This is a genomic window from Bacilliculturomica massiliensis, assembly GCF_900605495.1.
Classification (GTDB): Bacteria; Bacillota; Clostridia; order Peptostreptococcales; family Anaerovoracaceae; genus Bacilliculturomica; species Bacilliculturomica massiliensis.
In genome coordinates, this window is the sequence record NZ_LR027603.1 from 590,363 (window position 1) to 615,930 (window position 25,568).

Sequence of the window (25,568 nt, forward strand, 5' to 3'; positions counted from 1 at the left end):
CGGGCGGCACGCTCCGGAGACGCGGCTGTGTTAAAACTGCGTCTGGATGAGGCGCGTCTGACCGGCAGCGGCGGCGAGAGGGCCGCCGGAAAGCGGGTGAGTGAAATGACAGTAAAGGATCTGTGCGGAAGGCTGGGCTGGAACCTGATCTGCGGCAGCGGTGAGAAAGAAGTCTCGGGCTGTTATATCGGCGACCTCCTGAGCCGTGTCATGGGAAACTGCGGGGAGAGCGATATCTGGATCACGGTCCAGACCTCCCGCAATATGATCGCCGTGGCGGTGCTGGCAGACGCGGCCGCCGTACTTCTTCCGGAGGGCATCCACGTGTCGGAGGAAGTGATCCGCTGGGCGGAGCAGGAAGACGTCACATTGGCAGGCTGCGGCACTTCGGCGTTTTCCGCCGCAGTGTCCCTGGCAGGGGAGCTGGGGATGATCTAGAAAAGAAGCGGGGAAGGGAGGCGCGTTTTGGAAAAGCTTTATTATGACCTTCACATCCATTCGTGTCTGTCGCCCTGCGGCGACGACGACATGACGCCGAACAATATTGTAAACATGGCCCGTCTGAAAGGACTGGATCTGATCGCTGTGACGGACCACAATTCCTGCGCCAACGGGCCTGCGGTGAGAGAGGCGGCCCGCCGGTCGGAGGAGCTGTGGTCCGGCGGCGCACCGGACGGCGTACCGGGCGCCGCCGGAATGGCCGGAACTGCAAAGGAGCTTTTGCTGCTGTACGGAGCCGAAGTGGAGACGGAGGAAGAAGTGCACTCCCTGTGCCTGTTTGCCACGCTTGAGGAAGCGCAGGCTTTTGAGCGAGCTCTTGCTCCTTATCTGGGCGATGTGAAGAACCGCCCGGATATCTACGGAAATCAGTGGATCATGGACGAATACGACCGCGTGACGGGCGAGGAGCAGCGACTCCTGGCTTTTGCCGCGGGGCTTTCTTTTTATGACCTTTTCAGGCTTACTGAAAAGCTGGGCGGCGCGTTTGTGCCGGCCCATATTGATAAGCCTGTCTTCAGCGTACTCTCGAACCTGGGTTTTATACCGGAAGAACTGCCCATCGCCGCGGCAGAGGTCTCTCCTGTGGGTCTCTGCCGCGGTTTTTCGGATGAACACCCGGAAATTTCCGAGCGGTACAAGATCATCACATCTTCCGACGCACATTATCTGGAGGAGATCGCGGAGCCGCAGCGTTTCATGGAAGTATCCGAACGGACGGCGGAGGCGGTTATCCGGTGGCTAAAATCCGGTAAAAGTCTGAAATGAACCTCAATATTACGGGATAATTTCGAATTGTCTAAAAATTAACAAAACATCTGCGGATTTTGCCTGACACGGTATGAATTCTGTTGTAATTTTGGTATGATGCTACATATATTATATTCCAACGGGTATTTTTATCCAGTACCCGCCCCGCAGGCAAAAGCCGGCGGCGCCGCAGAAAAAAGACTGCGGACCGCCCCGGGCGGCCGCGTGTGAAATACAGATCGCGGGCGGAATCCCCAGGGGCGCAGAACGAGACCCGGCAGGCCGGGAACGGCGGAAAAAAGAGGGACAAGTCCGGCATGACCGGATACGCCGCAGCAAAGTAAAAGCAGGAAGCGAGAGCAGTCTGCCGACAAGTGAAGGAGGGAGAAGATGAACGTAAAACCGATCGTTTCGTTTAACGGAACAAAAGAGCAGGAGCAGGAGCTCCGTCAGGCCATTGCGCAGCACAGGGACGAGCGGGGGGCGCTGATGCCCATACTGCAGGCGGCCCAGCGTATATACGGTTACGTGCCCTACGAAGTCCAGAAAATGGTGGCCGGGGAACTGAACATTTCCATTTCCGAGGTTTACGGTGTGGTGACCTTTTACTCACAGTTCAGCCTTTATCCCAAGGGCGAGTATCAGATCAATGTCTGTCTTGGGACGGCCTGCTACGTGAAGGGAGCGGGACTGATCCTGGAAAAATTCGAAAAAGCCCTGGGGATCAAGGCCGGCCAGTGTACGCCGGACGGGAAGTTTTCCATCGACGCCACCCGCTGTGTGGGCGCCTGCGGACTGGCTCCCGTGATTTCCATAAACGAAGATGTGTACGGCAAGATGACCGAAGATAAGGTAAAGGAAGTCCTGTACAAGTATCAGAAGTGATCCGGCGTCAGGATCTGCGGCGGAACGCCGCGGGAGATCGGCCGGAGGAGGGAAGCAGAAAAGATGATGGAGGAGCTTTCGCTGAACATTCTGGATATCGTCCAGAATTCCATAGCGGCGGAGGGGACGAAAATTGAGATCGGCATTGAAGAAGACGACGCCGCGGACCGCATGGTCATACGGATCAAAGACAACGGAAGGGGCATGAGTCCCCAACTGTTGGCGCAGGTGGAAGATCCTTTTGTCACCGGCAGGACCACCCGAAAGGTGGGGCTGGGCATCTCTTTTTTCAAGGAGGCGGCCGAGACGGCGGGAGGGTCGTTTCACATCGGCTCCCAACTGGGAAAAGGGACCTGGGTGACGGCTGAGTTTCAGAAAAGCCATATCGACCGGCAGCCGCTGGGAGACGTGGCGGGTACGCTGACTTCTCTGATCCTTCTCAACCCTGACATTGACTTTTTTCTGAACTATCGTGTGAACGACGATACATTCGATTTTTCCACAGAGGAGATCAGGGAACAACTGGGCGGCGGCATCAAGCTGTCCCATCCTGATGTCATTTCGTTTATTTCCGAGTATCTGTCGGAACATCTAAGAGCGCTGAATGGAGGTGTAGGAATATGAAATCCCTGGAGGAACTGGCTGCGATCAGAGACAAGATGAAAAACAACGCGGCCGTGAGAGAGAGCGACGGCGACGAGATCCGCATTGTCGTGGGAATGGCCACCTGCGGTATCGCAGCGGGGGCGCGTCCTGTTTTAAACGCGATCATGGAGGAACTGGAAAAGCGGGACATCAAAAATGTGACGGTGGCGCAGACGGGCTGTATCGGTATGTGCAAGCTGGAGCCCATCGTGGACGTTTACATACCGGGAAAAGAAAAAGTGAGCTACGTTTTGATGAAGCCGGAAAAGGTTGGAAGGATCATCGCGGAGCACGTGGTAAACGGCAGGCCGGTGCTGGAATACACCATCGGCGCGTATGAGAAATAAGGAGGGCAGTCGCATGCAATTATACAGATCTCACGTGCTGGTCTGCGGCGGCACAGGCTGCAGTTCATCCGGCAGCAAGAAGGTAGTCGATGAGCTGGAAAAAGAACTGAAGGCCGCGGAACTGGAAGGCGAAGTCAAGATCGTACAGACAGGATGCTTCGGACTCTGCGCTCTGGGACCGATCATGGTCGTCTATCCGGAAGGCTGTTTCTATTCCATGGTCAAGCCCGAAGACGTGCATGAAATCGTGACCGAGCATTTGCTGAAGGGACGTATCGTCAAGCGTCTGCTCTACGAGGAGACCATCGAAGACGACATGGTGAAGTCTCTGAACGAGACCAACTTTTACAAGAAGCAGCTCCGGGTGGCCCTGCGCAACTGCGGCGTCATAGATCCGGAAAACATAGAGGAATACATCGGCTTCGACGGATATCAGGCTCTGGGAAAATGTCTCACTGAGATGAAACCCGACGACGTTATCGATATCATCAAGCGTTCCGGTCTGCGGGGCCGGGGCGGCGCGGGCTTCCCCACGGGGGTGAAGTGGGAGTTTGCGGCCAGAGCCAAGGGCGATAAGAAGTACGTCTGCTGCAACGCCGACGAGGGAGATCCGGGCGCTTTCATGGACCGCTCCGTTCTGGAAGGCGATCCCCACGCCATCATTGAAGCCATGACCATCGCGGCCTATGCGATCGGCGCGGACCAGGGATATATCTACGTGCGGGCGGAATATCCCATCGCGGTAAAACGTCTGGAGATCGCCATCAGCCAGGCGAAGGAATACGGCCTGCTGGGCAAAAACATCTTCGGCACGGATTTCAACTTTGATCTGGAGGTGCGTCTGGGAGCCGGAGCCTTCGTCTGCGGTGAAGAGACGGCGCTGATGACTTCCATCGAGGGCAAGCGCGGCGAGCCGCGGCCCCGTCCGCCGTTCCCGGCCAACCAGGGTCTCTTCGGCAAGCCGACGATCCTGAACAACGTGGAAACTCTGGCCAACGTGGCGCAGATCATCCTGAAGGGGCCGGAATGGTTCGCTTCCATGGGTACGGAAAAGTCCAAAGGCACCAAGGTATTCGCTCTCGGCGGCAAAGTGACCAACGTGGGTCTGGTGGAGATCCCCATGGGAACCACTCTGCGGGAGATCGTGGAAGAGATCGGCGGAGGCGTGCCAAACGGCAAGAAGTTCAAGGCGGCTCAGACCGGCGGACCTTCCGGCGGCTGCATCCCCGCGCAGCATTTCGACGTGCCCATCGACTACGATAACCTGATCGCCCTGGGGTCCATGATGGGTTCCGGCGGCCTTATCGTCATGGACGAAGATAACTGCATGGTGGACATCGCCAAGTTCTTCCTGGGCTTTACGGTGGACGAATCCTGCGGCAAATGCTCCCCCTGCCGGATCGGTACGAGAAGACTGTACGAGATCCTTGACAGGATCACCAAGGGAGAGGGAGAGATGGAGGATCTGGAACGGCTGGAAACTCTGTGTCACCACATCAAGGCTTCCGCCCTGTGCGGACTGGGCCAGACCGCGCCCAATCCTGTTCTGTCTACCTTGACTTATTTCAGAGATGAATACATCGCTCACATCGTCGAGAAACGGTGTCCTGCAGGGGTCTGCAAGGATCTGATGACCATCCAGATCGATCCGGACAAGTGCGTGGGCTGTACCCTCTGCGCGAAGGGCTGCCCGGTGGGCGCTATCCGGGGCAAGCTGAAGGAGAAGCACACCATCAATCAGGAGAGATGTATCCGCTGCGGCGTCTGCATGGACACGTGCAAAGTCGGAGCTATTTCGAGAAAATAAGGAAAGGAGCGAGCGAAAATGAATTTAGTGAATATCAAAATAAACGGCATGTCGCTCCGGGTTCCCGAGGGGATCACGATCCTGGAAGCGGCGAAGTACGCGAACATCGAAATTCCGACCCTGTGCTATCTGAAGGATATCAACAAGCTGGGCGCCTGCCGCATCTGCCTTGTGGAGCTGAAGGGAGCCAGATCTCTGGTGGCCTCCTGCGTCTATCCCGTCAGCGAGGGTATGGAGGTGCAGACCAACACGCCGAAGGTGAGAAAGTCCAGAAAAAGCACGCTGGAGCTGATCGTTTCCGACCACAGAAAAGACTGTCTGTCCTGCGTCAGAAGCGACGGAGCCTGTCACCTGCAGAGGCTGTGCCACGAATACGGCGTGGACGAGAACCATTTTCTGGGCGTCAACCCGGAGCATAAGATCGACGATCTGTCCACCTCCATCGTTCGGGACAACACCAAGTGCGTGCTGTGCCGGCGCTGCGTGGCGGCCTGTCAGAACCTGCAGGGCATATCCGTCATCGGAATGATCGACCGCGGCTTCGCCACCCATATCGGCTCCGCCTTTGAGTCCAGCCTGGCGGACGCGCCGTGCACCAACTGCGGCCAGTGTATCGTGGCATGTCCCACGGGAGCTCTCCACGAAAAGGACGATACCCAGAAGGTGTGGGATGCCATCGCCGATCCTGATAAGCTGGTGCTGGCCTTCACTGCGCCTTCCATCCGCGTCACACTGGGCGAAGCATTCGATCAGCCTCTGGGAACCGATGTGACGGGCAAGATGGTGGCTGCTATGCGCCGGGTGGGCTTCGACAAGACCTTCGACATGAACGTGACAGCTGACCTGACCATTATGGAAGAAGCTCACGAATTTCTCGACCGGGTGAAAAACGGCGGAAAGCTGCCGTTGATCACTTCCTGCTCACCGGGCTGGATCAAATACTGCGAGCATTATTTCCCGGAATTTACGGATAACCTGTCTTCCTGCAAATCGCCCCAGCAGATGTTCGGCGCGGTGCTGAAGACTTACTATGCGAAGAAAAACGGCATCGATCCCAGCAAGATCTTCGTCGTCTCCATCATTCCGTGCACCGCCAAAAAGTACGAGGTCACCAGAGACGATCAGTCCGCCGCGGGCGAGGGCCTGCCGGACGTGGACGTGGCACTGACTACCAGAGAGCTCTCCCGCATGATCAAGGTGGGCGGCGTGGAATTCAACCGCCTGGCCGACGAGGAGTTCGACAATCCCTTCGAGGTGGGAACCGGCGCGGCTGTCATCTTCGGAGCCACCGGCGGCGTCATGGAAGCGGCCCTCAGAACTGCCAGCCACTGGCTGGACGGAGAGCTGAACATCGTGGACTTCAAGGAAGTCCGGGGCACCGACGAGGGCATCAAGCGGGCTACCTACAACGTGGCCGGCATCGAGGTCAAGGTAGGCGTCGCCTCCGGTCTGGCCAATGCCAAGAAGCTGCTGGAGGCCGTCCGCAGCGGCGAGGAAGAGTTCCATATCATCGAGATCATGGCCTGCCCCGGCGGCTGCATCAACGGCGGCGGTCAGCCCTACCAGAACGATTCGGTCCGCAACAGCGACATCGACGTGAAGGGTATCCGGGCCAGAGCGCTGTACGAGCTGGACCGCCAGCTACCCCTGCGCAAGTCTCACGAAAATCCAGTGATCAAGCTGCTTTACGACGACTACTTCGGGGAACCGGGCAGCCATACAGCCCATGAGATCCTGCACACCAGCTATGTGAAGCGGGGAAAATACTGATCAAAACAGTGAAACGCATCTGAATTCGTGAACGGAGGGTTCGGATGCGGAAGATCGATCCTTTGCCGCCTGCCGGCGGCAGATCAGATGTTTGCTGTTGGAGGGCGGACCTGGAAGGGTCCGCCCTTTTTGCGCTTTTGTATGTCTGCATGGGGAAAGACGGCGTTTCCCTGTCCTGTGAGACCCAGGGGAAAACAGCAGGAGGGCAAGATAAGCGTCAATGGCTTGTGAAGCGCACTGGATCGCGATATACTATAGACAATAGAACGCGCCTGAATAGGTAATCGGTGTGGCAATAAATATAGGCAGTACCAGACGGGTTTAAGCTGAATACTGTGTCTGAATCGGAGGATAAGGAGTGGGAGATGGTCACTGAATTGGAAAAGCTCAAGCGTGCGAAGCTATATCTGGACAGGCTGGCAAGGGGAGCAGACCCGATCTCCGGAGCGGAGCTGCCGGGGGACACGGCGCTGAACCAGGAGCGGCTGGCCAGGTGTTTTGATTATGTGTCCGGAATTCTGGAGCAGGTCATACAGAATGGAGGCGTCGTGGGGAAACCGCCGAAGCAGGAGGCGCTGCCGCCCTTTACCATCACGGAGGAGCAGTTGGACCGGCTGCAATACTCGGAGGAACCTGTGGGCATCAGCCGCTTTGCCGGCCGCATCAACGAGCTGATCGATCAGAGCGCCGTACAGAAGATCAAGGTCACGGCCTTCACGAAATGGCTGCTACGGGAGGGTTATCTGCGGGAAGAGATCGCGGAGGAGGGCCAGAAGCGCCGGGTGCCCACGGAAAAGGGCGGGATGATCGGGATGAGCACCCAGGAATACGATGGACAGGGACGGAAATATCAGATGGTAGTCTACGATCTGGGCGCGCAGAAATACCTGGCCGGCTGCCTGAAGGAGATCCAGGCCTGCGGCAGGGAAGGCGCTGACGGGGAGAACATTGGCCAGGGCGGCGATGGGGCGCACGGTGAGGACGCCCTGCTGAGAATGGCCGATGCCACGGAGACAGAGATGCCGACAGAGTGAGTATGGAGAACAATGCATAAGGGATCAGGACGCGGGAGGACGCGGGAGGAGAGCCGGGATCTTTTATGCGTTATTATTGTTTCTGAAAAATATCGATCCCATGGCTTGTGACGCCTAATAGATCATGACGTTCACAAGTAGCAAAATGATATTTTAAATATAGCTCAAATGTTTCAGGATCCATGGCGTCGATCGCTTCACGCATAAACAGGGCGCAGCCGTCGGCAGCAACATAGTGAAGCTTTTTTACTGTAAATTCGGACATCAGATCGTCAATATCCTCTTTTCGTACAAGTTCAAATAAATCTTTTGGTTCGGATTTTGCGGCGAATGTTTCGGAGTCAAGCAATCCTTTTTTTACATATTCAGCCACACTGATATTGTTTCGCTTAAAGCCCTCATCGAGCAGACAGCCGTCTGAAATCACATACGCTGCAAAAATGATACCGCCCTGCTTTGTCACGCGGATTGCTTCCCGAGGATAGCCTGCTGTTTATCCTCTTTGTTATACAAATGATAAAGTGGTCCTAATAAAAGGGTAATGTCATATTGAACGCTTGAAAAATCAGAAAGGTCTAACGCGTTACCGCGCACAATAGAAATATTTTCGTTTGCTAAAGTATTTTTGCGGAAAATTTCTATATTATGTTCAACAAGTTCTACTGCGTCAACCGCATATCCTAGACGTGCTAAAGCATGAGAATATCGACCTGTCCCTGCGCCGATTTCAAGTATGCGGTCGCCAGGCTTTAAATGTTTCTCCACATAACGCATGGTAGTAAAAAATTCAACCATACCATGCATTGATGCGAGACGGTTATCTTCATCATAATGATTATAAAAATCAATTAAGTATGGATTTATTTTCATTATATACTCCTGTCTTTTCGGCTTCCTAACCAATAAATGTAGATAGGAAATTCGTCAACATTTTTTCTAGATCACCACAATCAAATGACAGTTTGCCGGTCGCTGTCAAAACGGCTATACCATGCGTGTAAAGGAACAGATCTAAAAATATTTTTTCCCCACGCTCTGACTGAACACCGACCATCTCCGAGAAGCTTTTTGCCTTTTCCTCATTTCCGTGTTCCTTATAAAAATCATTGGCTTCTGACATATCCAAATCCATGTCGTTTATAAATAGCAACTTAAATAGGTGTGTTTCTTCTTTGGCAAACGAGATATATGAAAGGGGCAGAAACAAATATGGCTTGATGTTTACGGAAATGCTATAGTTTGAAACATAGCGTTCATAGTATTCGAAAGCAAATTCAAGAAAATCTTTTTTAAGTTCTTCCATATTCTCGTAACAGGTAAAAATCGGACGCGTTGAACATTCTAACTTGCTTGCAACACTTCTTGCATTGACAGCGTCAAATCCCATTTCCTGAGTGATTTCCAAAACGGTATTTAAAATCATATCTTTTGTTATTTTCGGTTTCGGTGGCATACTTGCGTCCTTTCTTTTTCACATATATACAACTAATGTTATATAACTATTGTTACATATAAAACCGCTCGTGGCAAGAGATAGATCAAATAAAAATATCCCGCTGTGTTTGCTGGATGATCAACAGAACAGGAAAACGGCATAACTGAGACTATGTAGTTGCCAGAAAATAATTCTCATGCTGTTTTATCGGTGCTGCCCAAAGGCTGCCTGCGTTTTCGTTTAGATCTGAAAATGTGGGAATTGAATGATTTCGAACCACATTATGGCTTCGTATATGATATAATAGCCGCAGAGCGGCTATTATACTAATTCCATGCGCAGCAGACGCATGCGCGGATTATCCCCTGATGGCCTTCGGCCAGTCATGGGATAATAGCCGCAGAGCGGCTATTATACTGATTCTATGCGCAGCGGACGCATGCGTGGATTATCCCCTGATGGCCTTCGGCCAGTCAGAGGATAATGGATCCAGAGAAAAGTGGAGAATTTTGATAGATGATAGAAAATGAGTTCAACACCGCAAAATACTATGACGATCACGCAGAGGTGTTTTATCAGGACACAGTAAACGCTGATATGAGTAAAATACGGGAACGATTCGAGTCTCTGATGCCAAAGGGCGCGGAGGTTCTCGATCTGGGCTGCGGATCCGGCCGTGACGCTCTTGCTTTCGCAGATAAAGGGCTCTGCGTTACGATGATGGATCCGTCAAAGGAAATGTGCGAACGGGCGGAAAAGCTGACCGGTCGTTCCTGTGTTTTAGCAAGGGCGCAGGAGCTGGATGCATTGGAAGCATTCGACGGCATATGGGCCTGCGCGTCCCTGATCCACGTACCGGAGGCGGAAACGGTGGAAACGTATCAGAAAATTGCAAAGGCATTGAAGCCGGGCGGTATTCTGTTTACGACATACAAATACGGGACGGGGGAAAAGATGAGGGGCGAGCGCTTCTTTTACGATATGACGGAGGATTCGCTCAAAGCTATCATAGGTCAAGTGGCAGAGCTTTCGGTGATGGATACCTGGCTCACTGGGGATGTGAGACCGGGAAGAGGGGAAGAACGGTGGCTCAACGCCATTGTACAGCGTGTGGAGATGGAGCATGACTAAAATACAGACAAGCTATCTCGGAAAAAACAAGCCTCTTGCGGAAGGCCTGAAGGAAGCCATGGCGAAGGCGGAGGCGGTGGATATCAGCGTGTCCTTTATCATGGAATCCGGCGTGCGCCTGTTGGAGCCGGAATTGAGGTCGCTGGCGGAGCGGAAGGTCCCTATTCGGATTCTGGTGGGAGAATACATGGGTATTACGCAGCCGCAGGCGTTGTACCTGCTGCGGGAGATATGCGGCGATGTGCTGGATATGAGGTTTTATTCTGATCTGGAGGAAGAGCATTTCCATCCGAAGGCGTATTTTTTTCACTATGGCGGGATGAAGAGCGAGTTTTTTCTTGGATCTTCAAACATGTCCCGTTCAGCTTTGACAACGGGGATCGAGTGGAATTGCCGATTGAATAACACGGAGAACAAGGATGAGTTCGATGATTTTTACGATGAGTTCCTGTTCCTGTTTGAATACAATGCCAGACCCATTGACGACAGGTGCCTGAGCGACTACGCGCGCAACTGGCGCGCGCCAAAGGTTTTCGGACGAAACAGGACTGACGCGTCAGAGGAAGTATTCACAGACAACGGGCGCATACAGCCCCGGGGAGCGCAGATCGAAGCGCTTTGCGAGCTGAAGCGTACCAGAAACGAGGGATTGGATAAGGCTTTGGTGGTCGCCGCTACAGGAGTGGGGAAAACTTATCTGGCTGCTTTTGACTGCGTTATTGCGGAGCGGATTCTGTTTGTGGCGCACCGGGAGGAAATACTAAAGCAGGCGTCTGAGACCTTTGAGAAGATCTATCCAAACAAGAAGCTGGGCTGGTTCAATTCGGAAAAGAAGGACACAGAGGCTGATATTCTGTTCGCCTCTGTACAGACTTTGGGGAAAGATGTTTATCTGAAACAGGATGTTTTCTCTCCTACATATTTTGATTACATTGTGGTAGATGAATTTCATCACGCGGCGGCTGTCGGTTATGGGAGAATACTCCAATATTTTAAACCGCGATTTTTGCTGGGCCTGACGGCCACGCCGGACCGCCTGGACAATAAGGATATTTACCGGTTGTGCGATTACAATCTCGTCTACGATATTGACTTATTCGCAGCGATCAACCGGGATTTTCTCGTACCGTTTCATTATTACGGTATTTATGACGAGACGAACTATGATGAGATCGAATTTCACAATGGCCGCTATGACGAAAAGCAGTTGGAAAAGGCGCTGATGCTGCATAAGCGGGCGGAGATCGTCTATGCAAACTACAGGAAATTCAATTCAGCGCGAGCCATCGGATTTTGCGCCACACAGGCTCACGCTATCCAGATGGCGGAATATTTTGATTCCAAAGGGATCACTTCCCGTGCCGTCGTGAGCGGAAGGGGGGGAACGCCTCGGGACAGAGCCATTGAAGAATTGGAGAGCGGGAGAGTCCGCGTGCTTTTTACTGTAGATATGTTTAACGAGGGCGTGGATATTCCCAGTCTGGACATGGTGCTGTTTCTGAGGCCTACGGAGTCTCCTACCGTGTTTTTACAGCAGCTGGGCCGCGGTCTTCGCAAATGCGGCGGAAAGAAATATCTGAACGTGCTGGACTTTATCGGAAATTACAAAAAAGCGTTTCTGATCCCCAGCTTGCTTCGCGGCAGGAGCCAGACGGAAAAGGCGGAAATAGAAGCGCGGGGAGAGCGTATACTCAGCGTGGACGTTTATGCAGATATGGAGGAATGGCTCCCGGAGGGATGCAGGGCGGATTTCGACTTCCGCCTTATCGATCTGATGGAGCGTCAGAGGAAACAGAGCTGCAAGCTGGAGGATCAGCTGAGGGAAGAGTATTTCCGTGTCAGGGCTTATCTGGACCACAGGCCGAGCCGCACAGAGTTTTACACGTATATGGATGACGGAGTGAAAGCGTTTTTTAAGAAACGAGGCACGGCGGCGTTCCATCCATTCCGCAGAAAAGGCGGCTATCTGGCTTTTCTGGAATCATTGGGCGATCTGTCCACAGAGGAACTTGAGCTGAAAAACACTTTTGCTGCGGATTTCCTGCATCTGTTGGAAACGACAGATATGTCTAAGCTGTACAAGCTGCCGCTGCTCCTTGCATTCTATGACGGAGCAGGGGGAAGCATCCGGCTTGAGATCGGAGATAAACAGATCGCGGACAGCTTCCGCAGCTTTTATGAGAATCCGTCCAACGGCTGGGATATGAAGAGACACAAGAGCACGGAGGGTTATCTGACCTGGACGGATGAGGAATACATACGGCTGGCAAAAAAGAACCCCGTTCATTTTTTGATGAAAACTTCTGCACGGTACTTCACTTTGGAAAATGAGAGGTTTGGACTGTCGAAAGAGTTGGAGCCTTACTGTGAACAGCCGCGGTTCGCAGAGCATTTTCTGGATTGCCTGGAACAGAGACGGGTGGAGTTTTATAAGAACAGGTTTGATAAGATTGTTGGAGAAGGAAAGGGTGACGGTGAGAGCCCAAAATGAGGTGACTATGAAACACATCTACGTAGCCGCAGCCATCATCATAAAAGACGGCAAAATTTTATGTACGCAGCGGGGAAAAAATAAACACGACTACATATCATATAAGTTTGAATTTCCAGGGGGAAAGCTGGAGCCGGGGGAGGACGGAAAGACTGCGCTGGCCCGGGAGCTGGAGGAGGAGATGAAACTGACGATTCCGGTGGAACAGCTGGAATATTTTATGACGGTAGAGCATGAATATCCGGATTTTGCGATTACGATGTACAGCTATCTCTGTCCGTTGGGAGAAAAGAACTTTGACTTGTTAGAGCACGTATCAGCGAAGTGGCTGCCGCCCCGCGAGCTGGGGCAGCTGGACTGGGCGGGGGCCGACAAGCCTATTGTGGAAGAACTGATGAATCAGAAACTGTGAGGGTGTTATGGCGATTTCAGAACGGCTGGAAGACGGACTGCGGACCGGATTCATCGACTGCAATTTGACCTCGTTGGAGCGGTATCATCCGAAGCTTTTGGTTAATGACCACAAGCGCGGGATGAAAGTGCTGACCAATATTATTGACGAGCTCCACAACTGCGAGGAGTTCTATTTTTCTGTGGCCTTCATTACAAATAGCGGCGTCACATCTCTGATTAACATTCTGTCAGAGATGAAAGAGAGGCAGATCAAGGGGAAAATCATCACCTCGCAGTATCAGAATTTTACACAGCCCAAGGCCCTGGAGCGGCTTCTTGCGTTTGAAAACATCGAGCTGCGCATAGTGACAAAAGGAAATTTTCACGGGAAGGGATATATATTTAAACAGTCAGACAGCTATTCCTTCATCGTAGGCAGCAGTAATTTGACCCAGAGCGCGCTTTCTAAAAATAAAGAGTGGAATTTAAAACTGTCTTCGCTTGAAAATGGTCTACTCATGCAGAATATCATGCGGGAATTTGACCAGACCTTTTCAGCAGCGGAGTCTGTTGACGTGCGGTGGCTGAGGGATTACACAGAGCTCTACACGCGGATCCGGCAGACGCAGAGTGAACTGAGAAAGAAAGTCCAGGCATCTGCAAGTCAGGGAAATGTCCTGAATTTGACTCAGATCACACCGAATAAAATGCAGCGCGAGGCGTTGACTGCGCTTGCGTCACTGCGCAGAGACGGAAAGCAAAAAGCATTGCTGATTTCTGCTACTGCCACAGGAAAGACCTATTTGTCAGCCTTCGATGTTGCGGTTTTTCAGCCAAGGCGTTTTCTATTTCTCATACACAGGGAGAATATTGCCCGAAAGGCGATGGAGAGCTATAAGGCGATTTTGGGACAAGATCTGGATGCGGGTATTCTCAGCGGAAGGGAAAAGGGTGGGGACGCCGCCTATGTATTTGCAATGATACAGACCTTATCGCAGGATTCCGTTTTGAATCAGTTTGGACCGGAGCATTTTGATTACATCGTCATCGACGAGGTGCATCGCTCCGGGGCTGCCACCTATCAGAAGATATTGGAACACTTTAAGCCCAAGTTCCTGTTGGGGATGACGGCGACGCCGGAGCGTACGGACGGCTTTGATATTTTTAAGGCTTTTGACTACAACATTGCCTATGAAATTCGTCTCAATCAGGCGCTGGAGGAACAGATGCTGGCCCCCTTTCATTACTTTGGAGTCAGCGAGATTCAGGTATACGGCGAGTTGTTGGACGAAGGCGCGGACTTCAATCGTCTGACCAGTGAGGAGAGGGTTCGCCATATCATCGAGAAGGCGAACTATTATGGGTGGGACAATGGCCGCGTAAAGGGGTTGATATTCTGCAGTCGTGTGGAGGAGGCCAGAGTTTTATCAGAACGTTTCAACCGTCGGGGTTATGCCACTCTGGCGTTGGATGGAAGCTCCACGGAAGAGCAGCGGGAAGAAGCGATCCGCAGGCTGGAGCAGGATCAGCGCGAGGGCGGGTTGGATTACATCTTTACTGTGGACATTTTTAATGAAGGCGTCGATATTCCTTCGGTCAATCAGATCATTATGCTGAGACCTACCCAGTCGGCAATTGTGTTTGTGCAGCAGCTTGGACGTGGTTTGAGAAAGACAGAAGAGAAAGATTTTCTCACGGTAATCGATTTTATTGGGAATTACGCCAATAACTATTTGGTGCCGATCGCGCTTTATGGAGATCGTTCATATAACAAGGATACCATACGAAAGTTGATCAATAATGGGAGCAGCACCATACCCGGGTGTTCAACCGTAAATTTTGATACGATAACTAAGGAAAGGATTTTCCAGTCCATAGATGAAACCAACCTGTCGAAACTGAAGGACCTGAAAAAGGATTATCAGTTGTTGAAATATCAGCGTGGGTCGATTCCAAGCATGATGGATTTCTTGAATTACGGGCAAAGAGAGCCCTATGCTTTTGTAAAATACTCAAATTCATACTACAATTTTGTTTGTAAAGCTGAGCATCAGGCGCCGGCTATGAACCTGTCAAAGCTGCGGCTTCTGGAGTTTTATTCAAAGGAAATTCTCAACGGTAAGAGAGTAGAGGAGGTTGTTTTTTTAGCTCTGCTCGTAGCAAAGGGGCAGGCGACAAAATCGGAAGTACAACAGATACTATTGAAGAACTTTGGTTTTCAGGCTTCTGAGGAAACGCTCCAATCCGCAGTGCACTGTTTGAATGGAAGCTTTCTGACAAAAGCGGACCGGAAAAAATATGGGGTTAATCCGAACATTACAGTCGAAGATGATACCTTCCGTATGGAAGGAGAATATTTGACGGTACTTACGGAAACGGTGTTTTATGATTGTCTCAACGATATGATAAAATATGCGTTCCGCCGATTCCAGCTGGACTTCGAGGCCGGACGCTACAGAGACGGTTTTCTCCTGTATCAGAAATATTCCAGAAAGGATGTCTGCCGGATTTTAAACTGGGAAAAGGACGTCTCTTCGATTGTTTATGGGTATAAGATTGAAAACAATACCTGCCCTATTTTTGTAACATACGAAAAGAAAGAAGATATTCGAGACGGAACAAAGTATGAGGATCGCTTTGTAAACGCTCAACTGTTTAGCTGGCAGACAAAGCATGATCGAAAGTTGACATCCAAGGATGTGGTGAGCCTGCAGGCAGCGAATAATACGGGTATGCGGATACTTCTTTTCGTAAAAAAGAGCGATGGAGAGGGCTCAGATTTTTATTATATGGGCGATTTGGCTCCTGCTGAATTCAACCAGTCGGAGATTTTGGATAACGGCCGTATGGTTCCCATCGTAGACGTTCTGTTCCACATGAAAGATGAGGTTGCAGAATCAATGTATCAGTATTTGGAAGGATAATGTATAAAGCCGCTGCATAGATCAGATTTCCATATTGACGGCTGGAGTATCGAGGAGCTTTGCTCCTCATCATCCTGGTTTCTTCGCTACCGGCGGGCGCCGGCCGCACAGGGCGGCGACGATGAGCGCTGTCAGCAGTATGAGCCGTGTCCAGTCGAAAGCGGCGGACAGCGTAAAAGAAAACCATCGGTCCTTGAACCACAGGAATTGGGAGAGCTGTATCCCGGCCAGCAATACCCATCCACAGATAAAGAGCGTTCGGTTTTTTCCCGTCAGTTGGATCCCTTTCGTCTTGAAGGACAAGATCGTCAGGATGACCAGCAGGATCATACATATCGTCTGGATCCAAGCGATATAGAGACGTATGTAGTTCATTTCAGGGGTGTAAGATAAGGTGAACAGAATCAAGCGCCAGTTAATGCCCGTGGCAAAACGCAGATAGATGTCTGCGGTGAAATACACGATCCAGCCGCACCACAGGCCGATCCGTTGCCGCAAGAGGAAGCAGACGACGCTGCAAAGCAGAATCGGCGAGGCATATAGCAGCGACAGGATCGGCGAACCGGAAAGAAACACGAGCAGAAGAACGACCAGTAAGCCCGTGCAGAGTAAGATCGTTCCTACGATCTTGCGCGGCGGAAAACCATGTTCCCGGTCCGATGCATTTTCCAATTTGTTTGTTGTTTCATCTACAGTTACGATTTTCTGTACGTGTTCCGGCGCATTTTTTTCTGCGGTCTCCGGCAAATGTCCGGGCTTCTCACCTTTGACCAGCTCGTCCAGCGTGACGCCGAAAATATCGCTGAGTTTTATTAATTTGTCCAGCTCCGGAACGGCGCCGTCGGTCTCCCATCTGGAGACCGACTGACGGGACACATCCAGCGCGCCGGCCAGATCGCCCTGAGACATGTTTTTTTCTCTGCGCTGACGGCTGATATTTTCTCCAAGGCTCATAATACGACCCTCCTCTGATTTCTTTATGGTGTTGGTCATCCGCCGGGGCCGCAGGTCGAAAGCGGAACTTTTATCCGGGGGAGGTACTTGTTATTATAGAGTCTCGGAAGTCATAAGTCCACCAAGCTGCCTTGTAAATTTAGCAATCAGCAGTTGCACATGAAAAATCGCCTCCGTTTACTTTGGCTCTTCCGACAGATCCCAATAAAGGGTGGCGTCGATCTGCAATTCCTGCTTCAGCTGCTGCTTGATACGGGCCAGCGTGCGGGAGCTGGAGCTCATTTTATCTGCGGGCGGGGGATCCAGCTTTATATAAACCAGTTTATTTTCCGGGCCGTAATCGTGCAGTGATATTTCCTCCACAGATTTTGCCGGAATGAACTGGGAGATGATCTGCATGATCCCGTCTTCTGTATCCGCATCCACGCCTTCACCTAAAAGCAGAACGAGGCTTTCGCAGAACGAGCTGAAGCCGGATTTGAGGATGACGACGGTTACGGCGATCCCGAGCATTCCGTCCACAGGCAGATCTGTGTGAGGAACAGCCAGAATACCCATCAGCGTGGCTGCCGTGACAAGAGCGTCGGAAAAATTATCCCGCTGTACGGCTTTCAGCGCGGTGGACCGGACGTTTTTGTTCAGATAGCCAACGTACCACGCCATTAGGGCTTTGATCGCGATGCTGAAGCTCAGAGCTGCCACGGTCAGCCCGGTGATGGTGATCTGCAGAGGATGCAGCAGCCGTCCCAGGGCATCTGCGCCCACAGAGGCGCCGGTGATCATGATCAGAAGCGAAATGGAAAAACCACAGATATACTCCATGCGCCCATGCCCGTAAGGGTGGGCGCTGTCTTTTCCTCTCCCGGAAAACGAAAAGCCCAGAAGCGTCACCAGAGACGACACACAATCAGCCAGATTATTCATCGCGTCGGCGGTGACCGCCACACTGTTGCTGAGAACGCCTGCAACTCCTTTGATCAAAAAGAGCAGCAGATTTCCCAGAAGTCCAGCCAGACCGGACCGTATGCCCACCGCATCGCGGCTGGTTTCACATTTCTTGCCTTTCATCTGTTCGCCTCCTTCCTATATCGTTTTTTTGGTTGCCGCGACACCTCACTCTCTGCACGGATCCCCCGGCCGGCCGTGACGGCGCTGGTGGAAGCCGCATCCGCCTCGTCCGCCGTGCGGGCGTCCGTGACCGTGTCCACCCATGGCAAATCGTTTTCCGCGCATAGCCATGAGATGTTCAAAGGCTTCGTCACCCATTCTTGAACGGGCCTGTTCCATCCACCGCATCATATCCTCGCTGCTGTCCGTCTCCGGCTCACCGGCAAATGTTTGGATGATCCGGTCCAGATAGCCGCCGAAAGCATCCTGCTCCTCTGGTGTGAGACAATCGAAGAGACCTGAGAAATCGGGCCTTTCCTGCGGGATGGCCTTGCCCTTATCCGTGAGGGTTATCATCATCACACGTTTGTCGCTTTCCATGGGTGTGCGGGTTATATATCCCGATTTTTCCAGTTTGCTCAACAATTCACTCAGGGACTGCTGACGGATATCCAGCAGGTAAGATAGATCTCTGGTGCTGATCTCCGGCTGCAGTTTCAGGATCGCCAACACGCGCCCCTGACCTCTTGTGGGGTCTGCGAAGGGGCCGTGCCCGCTGCGGCTCTGCAGATGTCGACGGTGGAGCAGCCACTGAAGATACATCATTTTTTCAAACAGATCATTGGATTTTAATTTATCTGACATTCTAATATCCTCGCTTTCTTGTTTCACAGGTACCTGTCGATTACAATAATACAGGTGCCTGTGTAATTTGTCAAGGAATTATTAAGGTACCTGTGAAATAAGGTCAAGCAGCAGGTTCAGCGGGCATTCTCACTTCGAGAGCTTTTGCAGATAACGCTTCATTGATATAAAATCTCCCACACGGCGTTGAGCATAGGACTCCCGATGAAGAAATAAGCAGAGAAGAACAGCACAGTGCAGAGCGAGGCACTGTTCATCACAAAGAAATCTGTATTGCTGTTGTCTATCTGGACAACAGTGATTTTTTTGAGCAGAAGACGAGACAGTCCAAAGCCGATCATCGTTCCGATCGTATTCATGATCAGATCGTCGATGTCTGTCGTACGCCAGTTAAGCAGTTGACTGGTTTCGATCAGCAGGGAAAAGAGGAAACCGGTAAGGCTTGTCCTAAGAAAAGACACGCCGTTTTTCCAAAGCAGGGGAAGGGCTGCACCCAACGGGATAAAGAGGACAGCGTTCATACTCAGTCCGAAGAAATTAACCCTGCCCCAACCGGTGAAGGGGGTCAGATTGAACGCGTCCAGGCTGAGGATGACATCTCCATGGCAGCCAATATCGTCAACGCCCCCCGCGCCGGTGATCGTCAGCATAGCTGTCAGCAGCAACAGAAATAGTTGAAAACCGACGACAAAACCGTAGGTGATTTTTACTTTTTTCGTTTTATAATATTGGCACAGGATCGTTTCCAGTGCGATGGAAATGGGTATCGTAAATAAATAGTTAGCCAATGCGGCTCTGATCAAGTTCATTTTTCTGTCCTCCCTGTTTCCATTATATAGATCAGGAGACAGCAAGATCTTTATTTTATATGAATGAATTCTTAGGATTTATTAAATTCGTTTTTTCCCGAAAAACCATGCATTTCGGTATGAATTCAGAGGGTAAACCGACTGAAGCGGCACGACAAGACAGGATGGATCGCTGCAGGGACGACATGGGCATGAGTCAACTGCACAGTCGATTCCAAGCTGTAATGCGGGAGAAGTCGTCTGTTAATTTCAATCTGTCCACCTAAAGCCCCACAACAACTTGACACTACCTCCAGGGCCTGCTGGAGATGGCGGGGAACGAAACGACGCAGAAGCGGGTAAGGGAATTCGGCGGGTATCTGCTGAGGCACTGGGAGGAGATTCGACGTCGGCGGACCGAGGAGGTTCCTGGGAGCTGTACAGAGGGCCAGGTCAGTCACTTGCTTTCGAAACGATTCAGCCGGGATCCGATGGGATGGAGCAGAGCGGGTCTAGGAAAGCTGAGCAGAGTCAGGATCTATCTAAAAAACGGAGGAAAGCTGACAGGCCTGGAGAAGGAGCGGGAGGAAAAGGAACAAACAGAGGCTTACAGCGCCTATGCAGAGCGGATGCTGTCGGAAGCCGTGGAAGGAGCTTGCGATTGGAGCATCTTCAGCCGGAGGGAGACGGTTCCGTTTGATCAGGCCGCCGGAACGCAGCAGATATTACACAGACTTGGCTCGTGCCGCGGTCTCCTGAACTGACAGTCGATGCGCTTGTTGATTTCCATTTATCAATCAAAAACTCCACAACAACTTGACACGACCCGTAAAACAGCACTGTTTGACTTATAACGCAGGACAAAGTAAAATAGACGTATAGAAAGTGAATAGGAAGCGTGAAATGCCTTATGAGAATGTTGCTTTTGTTTTGCGCATAGGAAGCAGGATGAAGCGCTGAAATCGTATGGCATCTTCACAAACCAAATCAGGATTAGCAGCAGTGCGAATGGGAAGCTCACATAAAAATCCCGGGGCATTCGCACCTGAAATGGGAGATATAAAAGCAGTTGAACGGTCGTAGTGCTAAAAATATTGTGAAAGAAGAGAAGAAATAGTTGGGAAATTGGATATCTGCAGGAATCATTGCGGATATTTGCTGTCGCAGCCTGTGAGGGCTGCGTGGATTGAAATTTCGAGCACACATAAAAAATTTCGCGCCACGCCATGGTCGCAGCCTGTGAGGGCTGCGTGGATTGAAATGCATTTGAAAAAACCGCAGACCCCGCCACGGCTAACGTCGCAGCCTGTGAGGGCTGCGTGGATTGAAATTAGTCCATCGTTACTCAGGCTACCTCTGTCAGAAGCGTCGCAGCCTGTGAGGGCTGCGTGGATTGAAATTCCGACGGAATAAATTCTTCATCTTCCAGCCCTTGTCGCAGCCTGTGAGGGCTGCGTGGATTGAAATATGATGTCGTCGAATATATTAGTAGCTTGATGACGAAGTCGCAGCCTGTGAGGGCTGCGTGGATTGAAATGCTAATAAGCTTAGCGAGGCAACATAGACCATCGTCGCAGCCTGTGAGGGCTGCGTGGGTTGAAATTAAGGCTGACTCAGCAAGATTTCGCAGATAAACTGGGTTGCAGCCTGTGAGGGCTGCGTGGGTTGAAATCGTCATAAACATTATTCTCTTTGGGGATTCCAGCTCAGGCGCTATGAAAATAATGGGAAAAATATTCTACTTTGATTTTATTTCCTTACAGATCCGGAGTTTAACGAAGCGCTAAAGAAAATAGCGGGGCGGATCGATCTAAGCAAGATCAATAATCTAATTGAAGAAATACCTATAATTGATCTATTACAAAAGGATTTTTTAAGGTGATGATACAGGAACAGAAGGAAAAAAATCATTGATTACAGCAGGAATCCGCTAATGAAGCTGGAAGCTAGTCTTTCACATACGAAGTGATTTATCACTACCGATGATCCAATATATTTTGTGGCTTTTAGATGTCTGCATCACAGAACGATTACTTTATGTTGGATCGTCTGTACAGATTCTATTACAAGCTAAGATTTAGAGAACCGGCTTGACCTAGAATAGGTGTTCCGATATAGTTAAATCAGGCGATGAATGGGGCTTGATAAAAATGGATCATAGTTACAATGACTGGGAATGCAGAAAAGACAGAAAGGCAAACAAGGATCATCAGCGACAAGTGGTGAATTGTTTCAAAATGAACAAAAGGTATTAGCAGTGCGAATGTGAAGCGAACATAAAATCTCTGGGAGATTCGCACCTGAAAAATTTTATTTTTATGTAAGATATTGTTTCGAAGCTGGCATGCGATGAGATGAGGGGCGTAGGAATTTCGGTGGTATTGCTCGCGGGGAAACATTTTTCTTGCATTTTGCAGTCAGGCTCCGTGTGAGCCTGTGGATTGAAATACCTTTTCTTCTGCCGAACAATAGCGATTGTAATGTCAGGCTCCGTGTGAGCCTGTGGATTGAAATATTACAAGACGCAAAATAATTAATGTCATTAAGCCGTCAGGCTCCGTGTGAGCCTGTGGATTGAAATACCATCGCCGTATTCTCGCCCGGCTTGATATCAAGTCAGGCTCCGTGTGAGCCTGTGGATTGAAATCAAATTTCTCGATTGCAGTATCTGCAAAGTCCTGTCAGGCTCCGTGTGAGCCTGTGGATTGAAATCGTCTGTATAGCAGTCACCCGTGCCATATCCGGGCTGTCAGGCTCCGTGTGAGCCTGTGGATTGAAATGGATCACCCTGTATCCGGTGGTGGTCCTGCAGTGGTCAGGCTCCGTGTGAGCCTGTGGATTGAAATAAGAGATCTTTGGAGCTGCGCCAATTCATCGTCGTCAGGCTCCGTGTGAGCCTGTGGATTGAAATCGTCTGTTTGGCTGACAGGGGGCCGCCGCCTCGGTCAGGCTCCGTGTGAGCCTGTGGATTGAAATAGCATACCAATCGGATCCAGGGCAGGCCGCCGACCGGTCAGGCTCCGTGTGAGCCTGTGGATTGAAATCGCACGGTGTTGTCATAGCTCCCGGAATACACATGTCAGGCTCCGTGTGAGCCTGTGGATTGAAATGCAGTATAGCGCGCCAGATCACAGGTTAAGCATGTCAGGCTCCGTGTGAGCCTGTGGATTGAAATGCGGCGGGGGAAAACGGCACGTTGCATATACGGGTCAGGCTCCGTGTGAGCCTGTGGATTGAAATAGGAATTATCGGAGTTTTATCTGGCAAATCCGGGTCAGGCTCCGTGTGAGCCTGTGGATTGAAATAAGGAAGAACAGAAAGAAACGACCGTTATAGTAAAGTCAGGCTCCGTGTGAGCCTGTGGATTGAAATTACTGGCTAATGTTGCCGTCTTTCTAAATGCAAGTCAGGCTCCGTGAGAGCCTGTGGATTGAAATACGGACCAGGTGCGGAAATTAGAGACGACGGACCGTCAGGCTCCGTGAGAGCCTGTGGATTGAAATAAAATCACATTTGCTGTCCCGCCGTTTGTCGAATGCGTCAGGCTCCGTGAGAGCCTGTGGATTGAAATGAGATACGCCGGGACGACCGGGACTACCAGGTAGGTGTCAGGCTCCGTGAGAGCCTGTGGATTGAAATTGTGTGGGTGAATGAAAAGTTTTTACGAAACTTTGGTCAGGCTCCGTGCGAGCCTGTGGATTGAAATAAGCGTGCCCAGAGGTTTTTTACGATGGCTCGAAAGTCGGGCTCCGTGCGAGCCTGTGGATTGAAATTGCGGCGTCGGCCGTGGCAGGAGTAGGCTCTGCGGGTCAGGCTCCGTGAGAGCCTGTGGATTGAAATTCGTACCAACACATCAAGAGGCGCTTCGCAAAGGAGTCAGGCTCCGTGTGAGCCTGTGGATTGAAATGCATCCAATAGGTACGGTCTCCAGATTCAGCCAAGGTCAGGCTCCGTGTGAGCCTGTGGATTGAAATCAAACCCTCTCGGAGCTTGCACATCTGCAGATTGTCGTCAGGTTCCATAAGAGCCTGTGAATTGAAATAACCTGCCACTCTGCGTAATACATACCACGCCTTGTCGCCGCCTGCAATGGCTGCGCAACTCAAAATAACTCTTTTTCCGTTGTAAATACCAACCTGTCGGCAGTCGCCGCCCCCAAAGTCTGCGAACCGTAGACAAAAATTCCATGCGAAGGAATGCGCGTCTCTCGATGGACAGGTCTTACTTTTCATAGTCTTCACGGCTGTGCAGACCGGGACGGTGTGCGCTGGAGTTCAGGTGAGAATACAAGGCGATAAGATGACAGTGGAGTAATAGATCGTAAAAGAAAGGAAAACAGACACAATGACTGGTGAGGTGCTGAAGGGAAGAAACGGATATGACATTCCGTGCATACATACGTTGACGGGCAGTGAAAAGATGGTGGCCATTGTCGTACATGGGTTTGGAAGCAGCAAGGAGAGCCCCACGGCGGCCATGCTGGGAGCTGAGTTCCCTCACAGGGGGATCGGCACCTTTGCTTTTGACTTCCCGGCCCACGGGGAAAGCCCAGTGGACGGGACGGAGCTTTCTATGGAACATTGCATGGATGATCTGGCGTCGGCGGAGGAGAGGGTGCGGCAGCTGTGCCCAGATGCGGAGATCGTATATTTCGGTTCCAGTTTCGGTGCGTATACAACGCTTCTCTATCTGGCGGAACGTCAGCATGAGGGCCGCAGGGCGTTTTTGCGCAGTGCGGCGGTAGAGATGCCGCTGCTTTTCCACGATAAGACGCCGGAGGAGCAAGCGACGCTGGCGGCGCAGGGATATCTGACGATGGATCGGGGATATGTAAGGCCGTTGAAGCTCACGCAGAATTTTTTTGCAGATCTGGACGCTCATGATGTATTTGAAATATATAAAGGCGGGATCGAGCCGGGAAGTTTTTTGATCGGAATGGTACACGGAACTGAGGATGACACGGCGTCGCCGGGCGCGGCGCGGAGATTTGCCATGCTGACTGGCGCCGAACTGACAGAAATATTCGAGGGAGATCATCGGCTGTCGGGGAAGGGGATGCCGGAACGGGTGACCGCTCTTGCCCATGAGTTCTTTGCGCGTAAATAGAGTCAATGGAGACATCTATTTGATAAGAGCAGCCCGACGGCGTTTCTCAGCTGCGTATCCAAAACGGAGGATACATTTCGATATATGGAGTCTTCAGACACGAATATCCATTTGATGAGAAACTGCAATGATATCGTACACGACGTCATAGGTGAGCAAACGGAAGTGTTTGTATTGACTTTTGTCAAAGTCGCTCCTCATGGGCAGAGATCGCAGCCATGCGCTGTCCTCTATCAGGGCAAAACTGCTGCCGTCAAGACAGCCTGATCCGGCTAAGTTTTCATAGGTATCCAACTCGCAGGAAAAGCAGGCGAGTACGCGTCTGAAGGTCAGTTGATACGGAAACCAGTCTTTTTCATTTCTGTGTTTATCAACAAGGGCTCCGTTTATATCTCCTGTAAAAGTCAGATTGTCCATTTCATCTTGCTCTGCTTTGCTGAAGTAAATGCAGTCTCTCCCCCGCAGAACGCCCAGATCAGTTTCTATCGGGATTTTCTTCATGGTTTGGCACTCCTTTTTTGATCTTATTGTGTGGGAAAGCCGAAGAGGCTTTTGCCGGTTCGTCTCGTCACCAGTCTAAAACACACGGCCTCCGCTGTCAACGGATGGCAATATTTCTAAGGGGCGTACATCTCAAATAAGCGGACGATGGCGCCGGCAAACGGCGAAGCGTGGGCGAATATGGGCACAGAGAGAAAGGTTCATTCAATGAAAAACCTATGGTATAATAGCCGCAGAGCAGCTATTATAGATTCTGTGCGCGGCAGACGCCATGCGCGGATTATCCCATGGGCAGATCCTATCACGATGGTCCGGGACCGGCCATGATATATTTTTTACATAACGGGAGCACGGAGC

At 51.3% G+C, this 25,568-nt stretch carries 22 protein-coding genes and 1 CRISPR repeat array; of the genes, 14 read left to right on the forward strand and 8 right to left on the reverse strand.

Annotation, left to right across the window (positions count from 1 at the left end; genetic code table 11):
- Window positions 1-27 precede the first annotated feature (27 nt).
- The 8 genes from E0E37_RS12130 to E0E37_RS12165 all read left to right on the forward strand — a co-directional run bounded on the left by E0E37_RS12130 (window position 28) and on the right by E0E37_RS12165 (window position 7,736).
- Window positions 28-438 carry a hypothetical protein gene (locus E0E37_RS12130; protein WP_130863296.1) on the forward strand — a complete coding sequence of 137 codons (411 nt, stop codon included), beginning with the start codon at window positions 28-30 and terminating at the stop codon, window positions 436-438.
- Window positions 439-465: 27 nt separating this feature from the next.
- The gene (locus tag E0E37_RS12135) at window positions 466-1,266 is read left to right on the forward strand and encodes a PHP domain-containing protein (RefSeq protein WP_130863297.1); all 801 of its coding nucleotides are present in this window, start codon (window positions 466-468) and stop codon (window positions 1,264-1,266) included.
- 372 nt (window positions 1,267-1,638) lie between these two features.
- Window positions 1,639-2,133, forward strand: coding sequence for an NADH-quinone oxidoreductase subunit NuoE (gene nuoE / locus E0E37_RS12140; protein WP_130863298.1), 495 nt, complete (start codon window positions 1,639-1,641; stop codon window positions 2,131-2,133).
- Between the two features lie 63 nt (window positions 2,134-2,196).
- Window positions 2,197-2,757 (forward strand): ATP-binding protein, encoded by a 561-nt coding sequence (locus tag E0E37_RS12145; protein ID WP_130863299.1) that lies wholly within the window; start codon window positions 2,197-2,199, stop codon window positions 2,755-2,757.
- Window positions 2,754-3,125 carry a (2Fe-2S) ferredoxin domain-containing protein gene (locus E0E37_RS12150; RefSeq protein ID WP_130863300.1) on the forward strand — a complete coding sequence of 124 codons (372 nt, stop codon included), beginning with the start codon at window positions 2,754-2,756 and terminating at the stop codon, window positions 3,123-3,125. Before E0E37_RS12145 ends, E0E37_RS12150 begins: the two co-directional genes overlap by 4 nt.
- Before the next feature lie 13 nt (window positions 3,126-3,138).
- Window positions 3,139-4,932 (forward strand): NADH-quinone oxidoreductase subunit NuoF, encoded by a 1,794-nt coding sequence (nuoF, locus tag E0E37_RS12155; protein ID WP_130863301.1) that lies wholly within the window; start codon window positions 3,139-3,141, stop codon window positions 4,930-4,932.
- Between the two features lie 18 nt (window positions 4,933-4,950).
- Window positions 4,951-6,702: an NADH-dependent [FeFe] hydrogenase, group A6 gene (locus E0E37_RS12160; protein WP_130863302.1), complete on the forward strand. Its 1,752-nt coding sequence runs from the start codon at window positions 4,951-4,953 to the stop codon at window positions 6,700-6,702.
- A gap of 365 nt (window positions 6,703-7,067) precedes the next feature.
- Entirely contained in the window at window positions 7,068-7,736 is a 669-nt protein-coding gene (locus E0E37_RS12165) for a hypothetical protein (RefSeq protein WP_130863303.1), read from the forward strand.
- A gap of 73 nt (window positions 7,737-7,809) precedes the next feature.
- Here E0E37_RS12165 and E0E37_RS19120 read toward each other — a convergent pair whose 3' ends face one another.
- From E0E37_RS19120 to E0E37_RS12175, 3 genes are read right to left on the reverse strand one after another with little or no spacing between them, the layout of a single operon-like run.
- Complete coding sequence (locus tag E0E37_RS19120; RefSeq protein ID WP_330548578.1) at window positions 7,810-8,199, reverse strand: hypothetical protein; 390 nt, start codon at window positions 8,197-8,199, stop codon at window positions 7,810-7,812.
- Complete coding sequence (locus E0E37_RS19125) at window positions 8,196-8,606, reverse strand: class I SAM-dependent methyltransferase (RefSeq protein ID WP_330548579.1); 411 nt, start codon at window positions 8,604-8,606, stop codon at window positions 8,196-8,198. The genes E0E37_RS19120 and E0E37_RS19125 overlap by 4 nt, the downstream gene beginning before the upstream one ends.
- A 25-nt stretch (window positions 8,607-8,631) precedes the next feature.
- On the reverse strand, window positions 8,632-9,189 hold the full coding sequence (locus tag E0E37_RS12175; RefSeq protein WP_130863304.1) for a TetR/AcrR family transcriptional regulator: 558 nt from the start codon (window positions 9,187-9,189) through the stop codon (window positions 8,632-8,634).
- A 498-nt stretch (window positions 9,190-9,687) separates the two neighbouring features.
- Between E0E37_RS12175 and E0E37_RS12180 the strand changes: the two genes are divergently transcribed.
- From E0E37_RS12180 to E0E37_RS12195, 4 genes are all read left to right on the forward strand, one after another.
- Complete coding sequence (locus E0E37_RS12180) at window positions 9,688-10,302, forward strand: class I SAM-dependent methyltransferase (protein ID WP_130863305.1); 615 nt, start codon at window positions 9,688-9,690, stop codon at window positions 10,300-10,302.
- The gene (locus tag E0E37_RS12185; RefSeq protein WP_130863306.1) at window positions 10,295-12,793 is read left to right on the forward strand and encodes a DEAD/DEAH box helicase family protein; all 2,499 of its coding nucleotides are present in this window, start codon (window positions 10,295-10,297) and stop codon (window positions 12,791-12,793) included. The genes E0E37_RS12180 and E0E37_RS12185 overlap by 8 nt, the downstream gene beginning before the upstream one ends.
- A gap of 7 nt (window positions 12,794-12,800) precedes the next feature.
- Window positions 12,801-13,205 (forward strand): (deoxy)nucleoside triphosphate pyrophosphohydrolase, encoded by a 405-nt coding sequence (locus E0E37_RS12190; RefSeq protein ID WP_130863307.1) that lies wholly within the window; start codon window positions 12,801-12,803, stop codon window positions 13,203-13,205.
- Window positions 13,206-13,269: 64 nt separating this feature from the next.
- Entirely contained in the window at window positions 13,270-16,110 is a 2,841-nt protein-coding gene (locus tag E0E37_RS12195; RefSeq protein WP_246019718.1) for a DUF3427 domain-containing protein, read from the forward strand.
- Between the two features lie 69 nt (window positions 16,111-16,179).
- Here the strand turns inward: E0E37_RS12195 and E0E37_RS12200 are convergent, their stop codons facing one another.
- The 4 genes from E0E37_RS12200 to E0E37_RS12215 form a co-directional block, all read right to left on the reverse strand.
- Window positions 16,180-17,064: a helix-turn-helix domain-containing protein gene (locus E0E37_RS12200; protein WP_130863309.1), complete on the reverse strand. Its 885-nt coding sequence runs from the start codon at window positions 17,062-17,064 to the stop codon at window positions 16,180-16,182.
- Window positions 17,065-17,241: 177 nt separating this feature from the next.
- Window positions 17,242-18,132 (reverse strand): cation diffusion facilitator family transporter, encoded by an 891-nt coding sequence (locus E0E37_RS12205; protein WP_130863310.1) that lies wholly within the window; start codon window positions 18,130-18,132, stop codon window positions 17,242-17,244.
- A 45-nt stretch (window positions 18,133-18,177) separates the two neighbouring features.
- Window positions 18,178-18,816: a MarR family winged helix-turn-helix transcriptional regulator gene (locus E0E37_RS12210; RefSeq protein ID WP_130863311.1), complete on the reverse strand. Its 639-nt coding sequence runs from the start codon at window positions 18,814-18,816 to the stop codon at window positions 18,178-18,180.
- Between the two features lie 158 nt (window positions 18,817-18,974).
- Complete coding sequence (locus E0E37_RS12215) at window positions 18,975-19,625, reverse strand: VanZ family protein (protein WP_130863312.1); 651 nt, start codon at window positions 19,623-19,625, stop codon at window positions 18,975-18,977.
- Window positions 19,626-19,927: 302 nt separating this feature from the next.
- Between E0E37_RS12215 and E0E37_RS12220 the strand changes: the two genes are divergently transcribed.
- Together E0E37_RS12220 and E0E37_RS12225 are read left to right on the forward strand one after the other, a co-directional pair.
- Window positions 19,928-20,368: a UPF0236 family transposase-like protein gene (locus E0E37_RS12220; RefSeq protein ID WP_330548605.1), complete on the forward strand. Its 441-nt coding sequence runs from the start codon at window positions 19,928-19,930 to the stop codon at window positions 20,366-20,368.
- Between the two features lie 1,652 nt (window positions 20,369-22,020).
- A CRISPR array of direct repeats spans window positions 22,021-23,646; the repeat unit is 32 nt; unit sequence GTCAGGCTCCGTGTGAGCCTGTGGATTGAAAT.
- Window positions 23,647-23,948: 302 nt separating this feature from the next.
- Window positions 23,949-24,710, forward strand: coding sequence for an alpha/beta hydrolase (locus tag E0E37_RS12225; RefSeq protein ID WP_130863314.1), 762 nt, complete (start codon window positions 23,949-23,951; stop codon window positions 24,708-24,710).
- A 93-nt stretch (window positions 24,711-24,803) separates the two neighbouring features.
- Here E0E37_RS12225 and E0E37_RS12230 read toward each other — a convergent pair whose 3' ends face one another.
- The gene (locus tag E0E37_RS12230; RefSeq protein WP_130863315.1) at window positions 24,804-25,211 is read right to left on the reverse strand and encodes a hypothetical protein; all 408 of its coding nucleotides are present in this window, start codon (window positions 25,209-25,211) and stop codon (window positions 24,804-24,806) included.
- Between the last annotated feature and the right edge of the window lie 357 nt (window positions 25,212-25,568).

Excerpts from the sequence above, each read along its gene's own strand:
- E0E37_RS12145 (WP_130863299.1), top strand. The coding sequence starts at position 2,197 with ATGATGGAGGAGCTTTCGCTGAACATTCTGGATATCGTCCAGAATTCC.
- E0E37_RS12210 (WP_130863311.1), bottom strand. The coding sequence starts at position 18,816 with ATGTCAGATAAATTAAAATCCAATGATCTGTTTGAAAAAATGATGTAT.
- E0E37_RS12175 (WP_130863304.1), bottom strand. The coding sequence starts at position 9,189 with ATGCCACCGAAACCGAAAATAACAAAAGATATGATTTTAAATACCGTT.
- E0E37_RS12200 (WP_130863309.1), bottom strand. The coding sequence starts at position 17,064 with ATGAGCCTTGGAGAAAATATCAGCCGTCAGCGCAGAGAAAAAAACATG.
- E0E37_RS12230 (WP_130863315.1), bottom strand. The coding sequence starts at position 25,211 with ATGAAGAAAATCCCGATAGAAACTGATCTGGGCGTTCTGCGGGGGAGA.
- E0E37_RS12225 (WP_130863314.1), top strand. The coding sequence starts at position 23,949 with ATGACTGGTGAGGTGCTGAAGGGAAGAAACGGATATGACATTCCGTGC.
- E0E37_RS12150 (WP_130863300.1), top strand. The coding sequence starts at position 2,754 with ATGAAATCCCTGGAGGAACTGGCTGCGATCAGAGACAAGATGAAAAAC.
- nuoE (WP_130863298.1), top strand. The coding sequence starts at position 1,639 with ATGAACGTAAAACCGATCGTTTCGTTTAACGGAACAAAAGAGCAGGAG.
- E0E37_RS12180 (WP_130863305.1), top strand. The coding sequence starts at position 9,688 with ATGATAGAAAATGAGTTCAACACCGCAAAATACTATGACGATCACGCA.
- E0E37_RS12190 (WP_130863307.1), top strand. The coding sequence starts at position 12,801 with ATGAAACACATCTACGTAGCCGCAGCCATCATCATAAAAGACGGCAAA.
- nuoF (WP_130863301.1), top strand. The coding sequence starts at position 3,139 with ATGCAATTATACAGATCTCACGTGCTGGTCTGCGGCGGCACAGGCTGC.
- E0E37_RS12215 (WP_130863312.1), bottom strand. The coding sequence starts at position 19,625 with ATGAACTTGATCAGAGCCGCATTGGCTAACTATTTATTTACGATACCC.
- E0E37_RS19125 (WP_330548579.1), bottom strand. The coding sequence starts at position 8,606 with ATGAAAATAAATCCATACTTAATTGATTTTTATAATCATTATGATGAA.
- E0E37_RS12160 (WP_130863302.1), top strand. The coding sequence starts at position 4,951 with ATGAATTTAGTGAATATCAAAATAAACGGCATGTCGCTCCGGGTTCCC.
- E0E37_RS12205 (WP_130863310.1), bottom strand. The coding sequence starts at position 18,132 with ATGAAAGGCAAGAAATGTGAAACCAGCCGCGATGCGGTGGGCATACGG.
- E0E37_RS12185 (WP_130863306.1), top strand. The coding sequence starts at position 10,295 with ATGACTAAAATACAGACAAGCTATCTCGGAAAAAACAAGCCTCTTGCG.
- E0E37_RS12165 (WP_130863303.1), top strand. The coding sequence starts at position 7,068 with ATGGTCACTGAATTGGAAAAGCTCAAGCGTGCGAAGCTATATCTGGAC.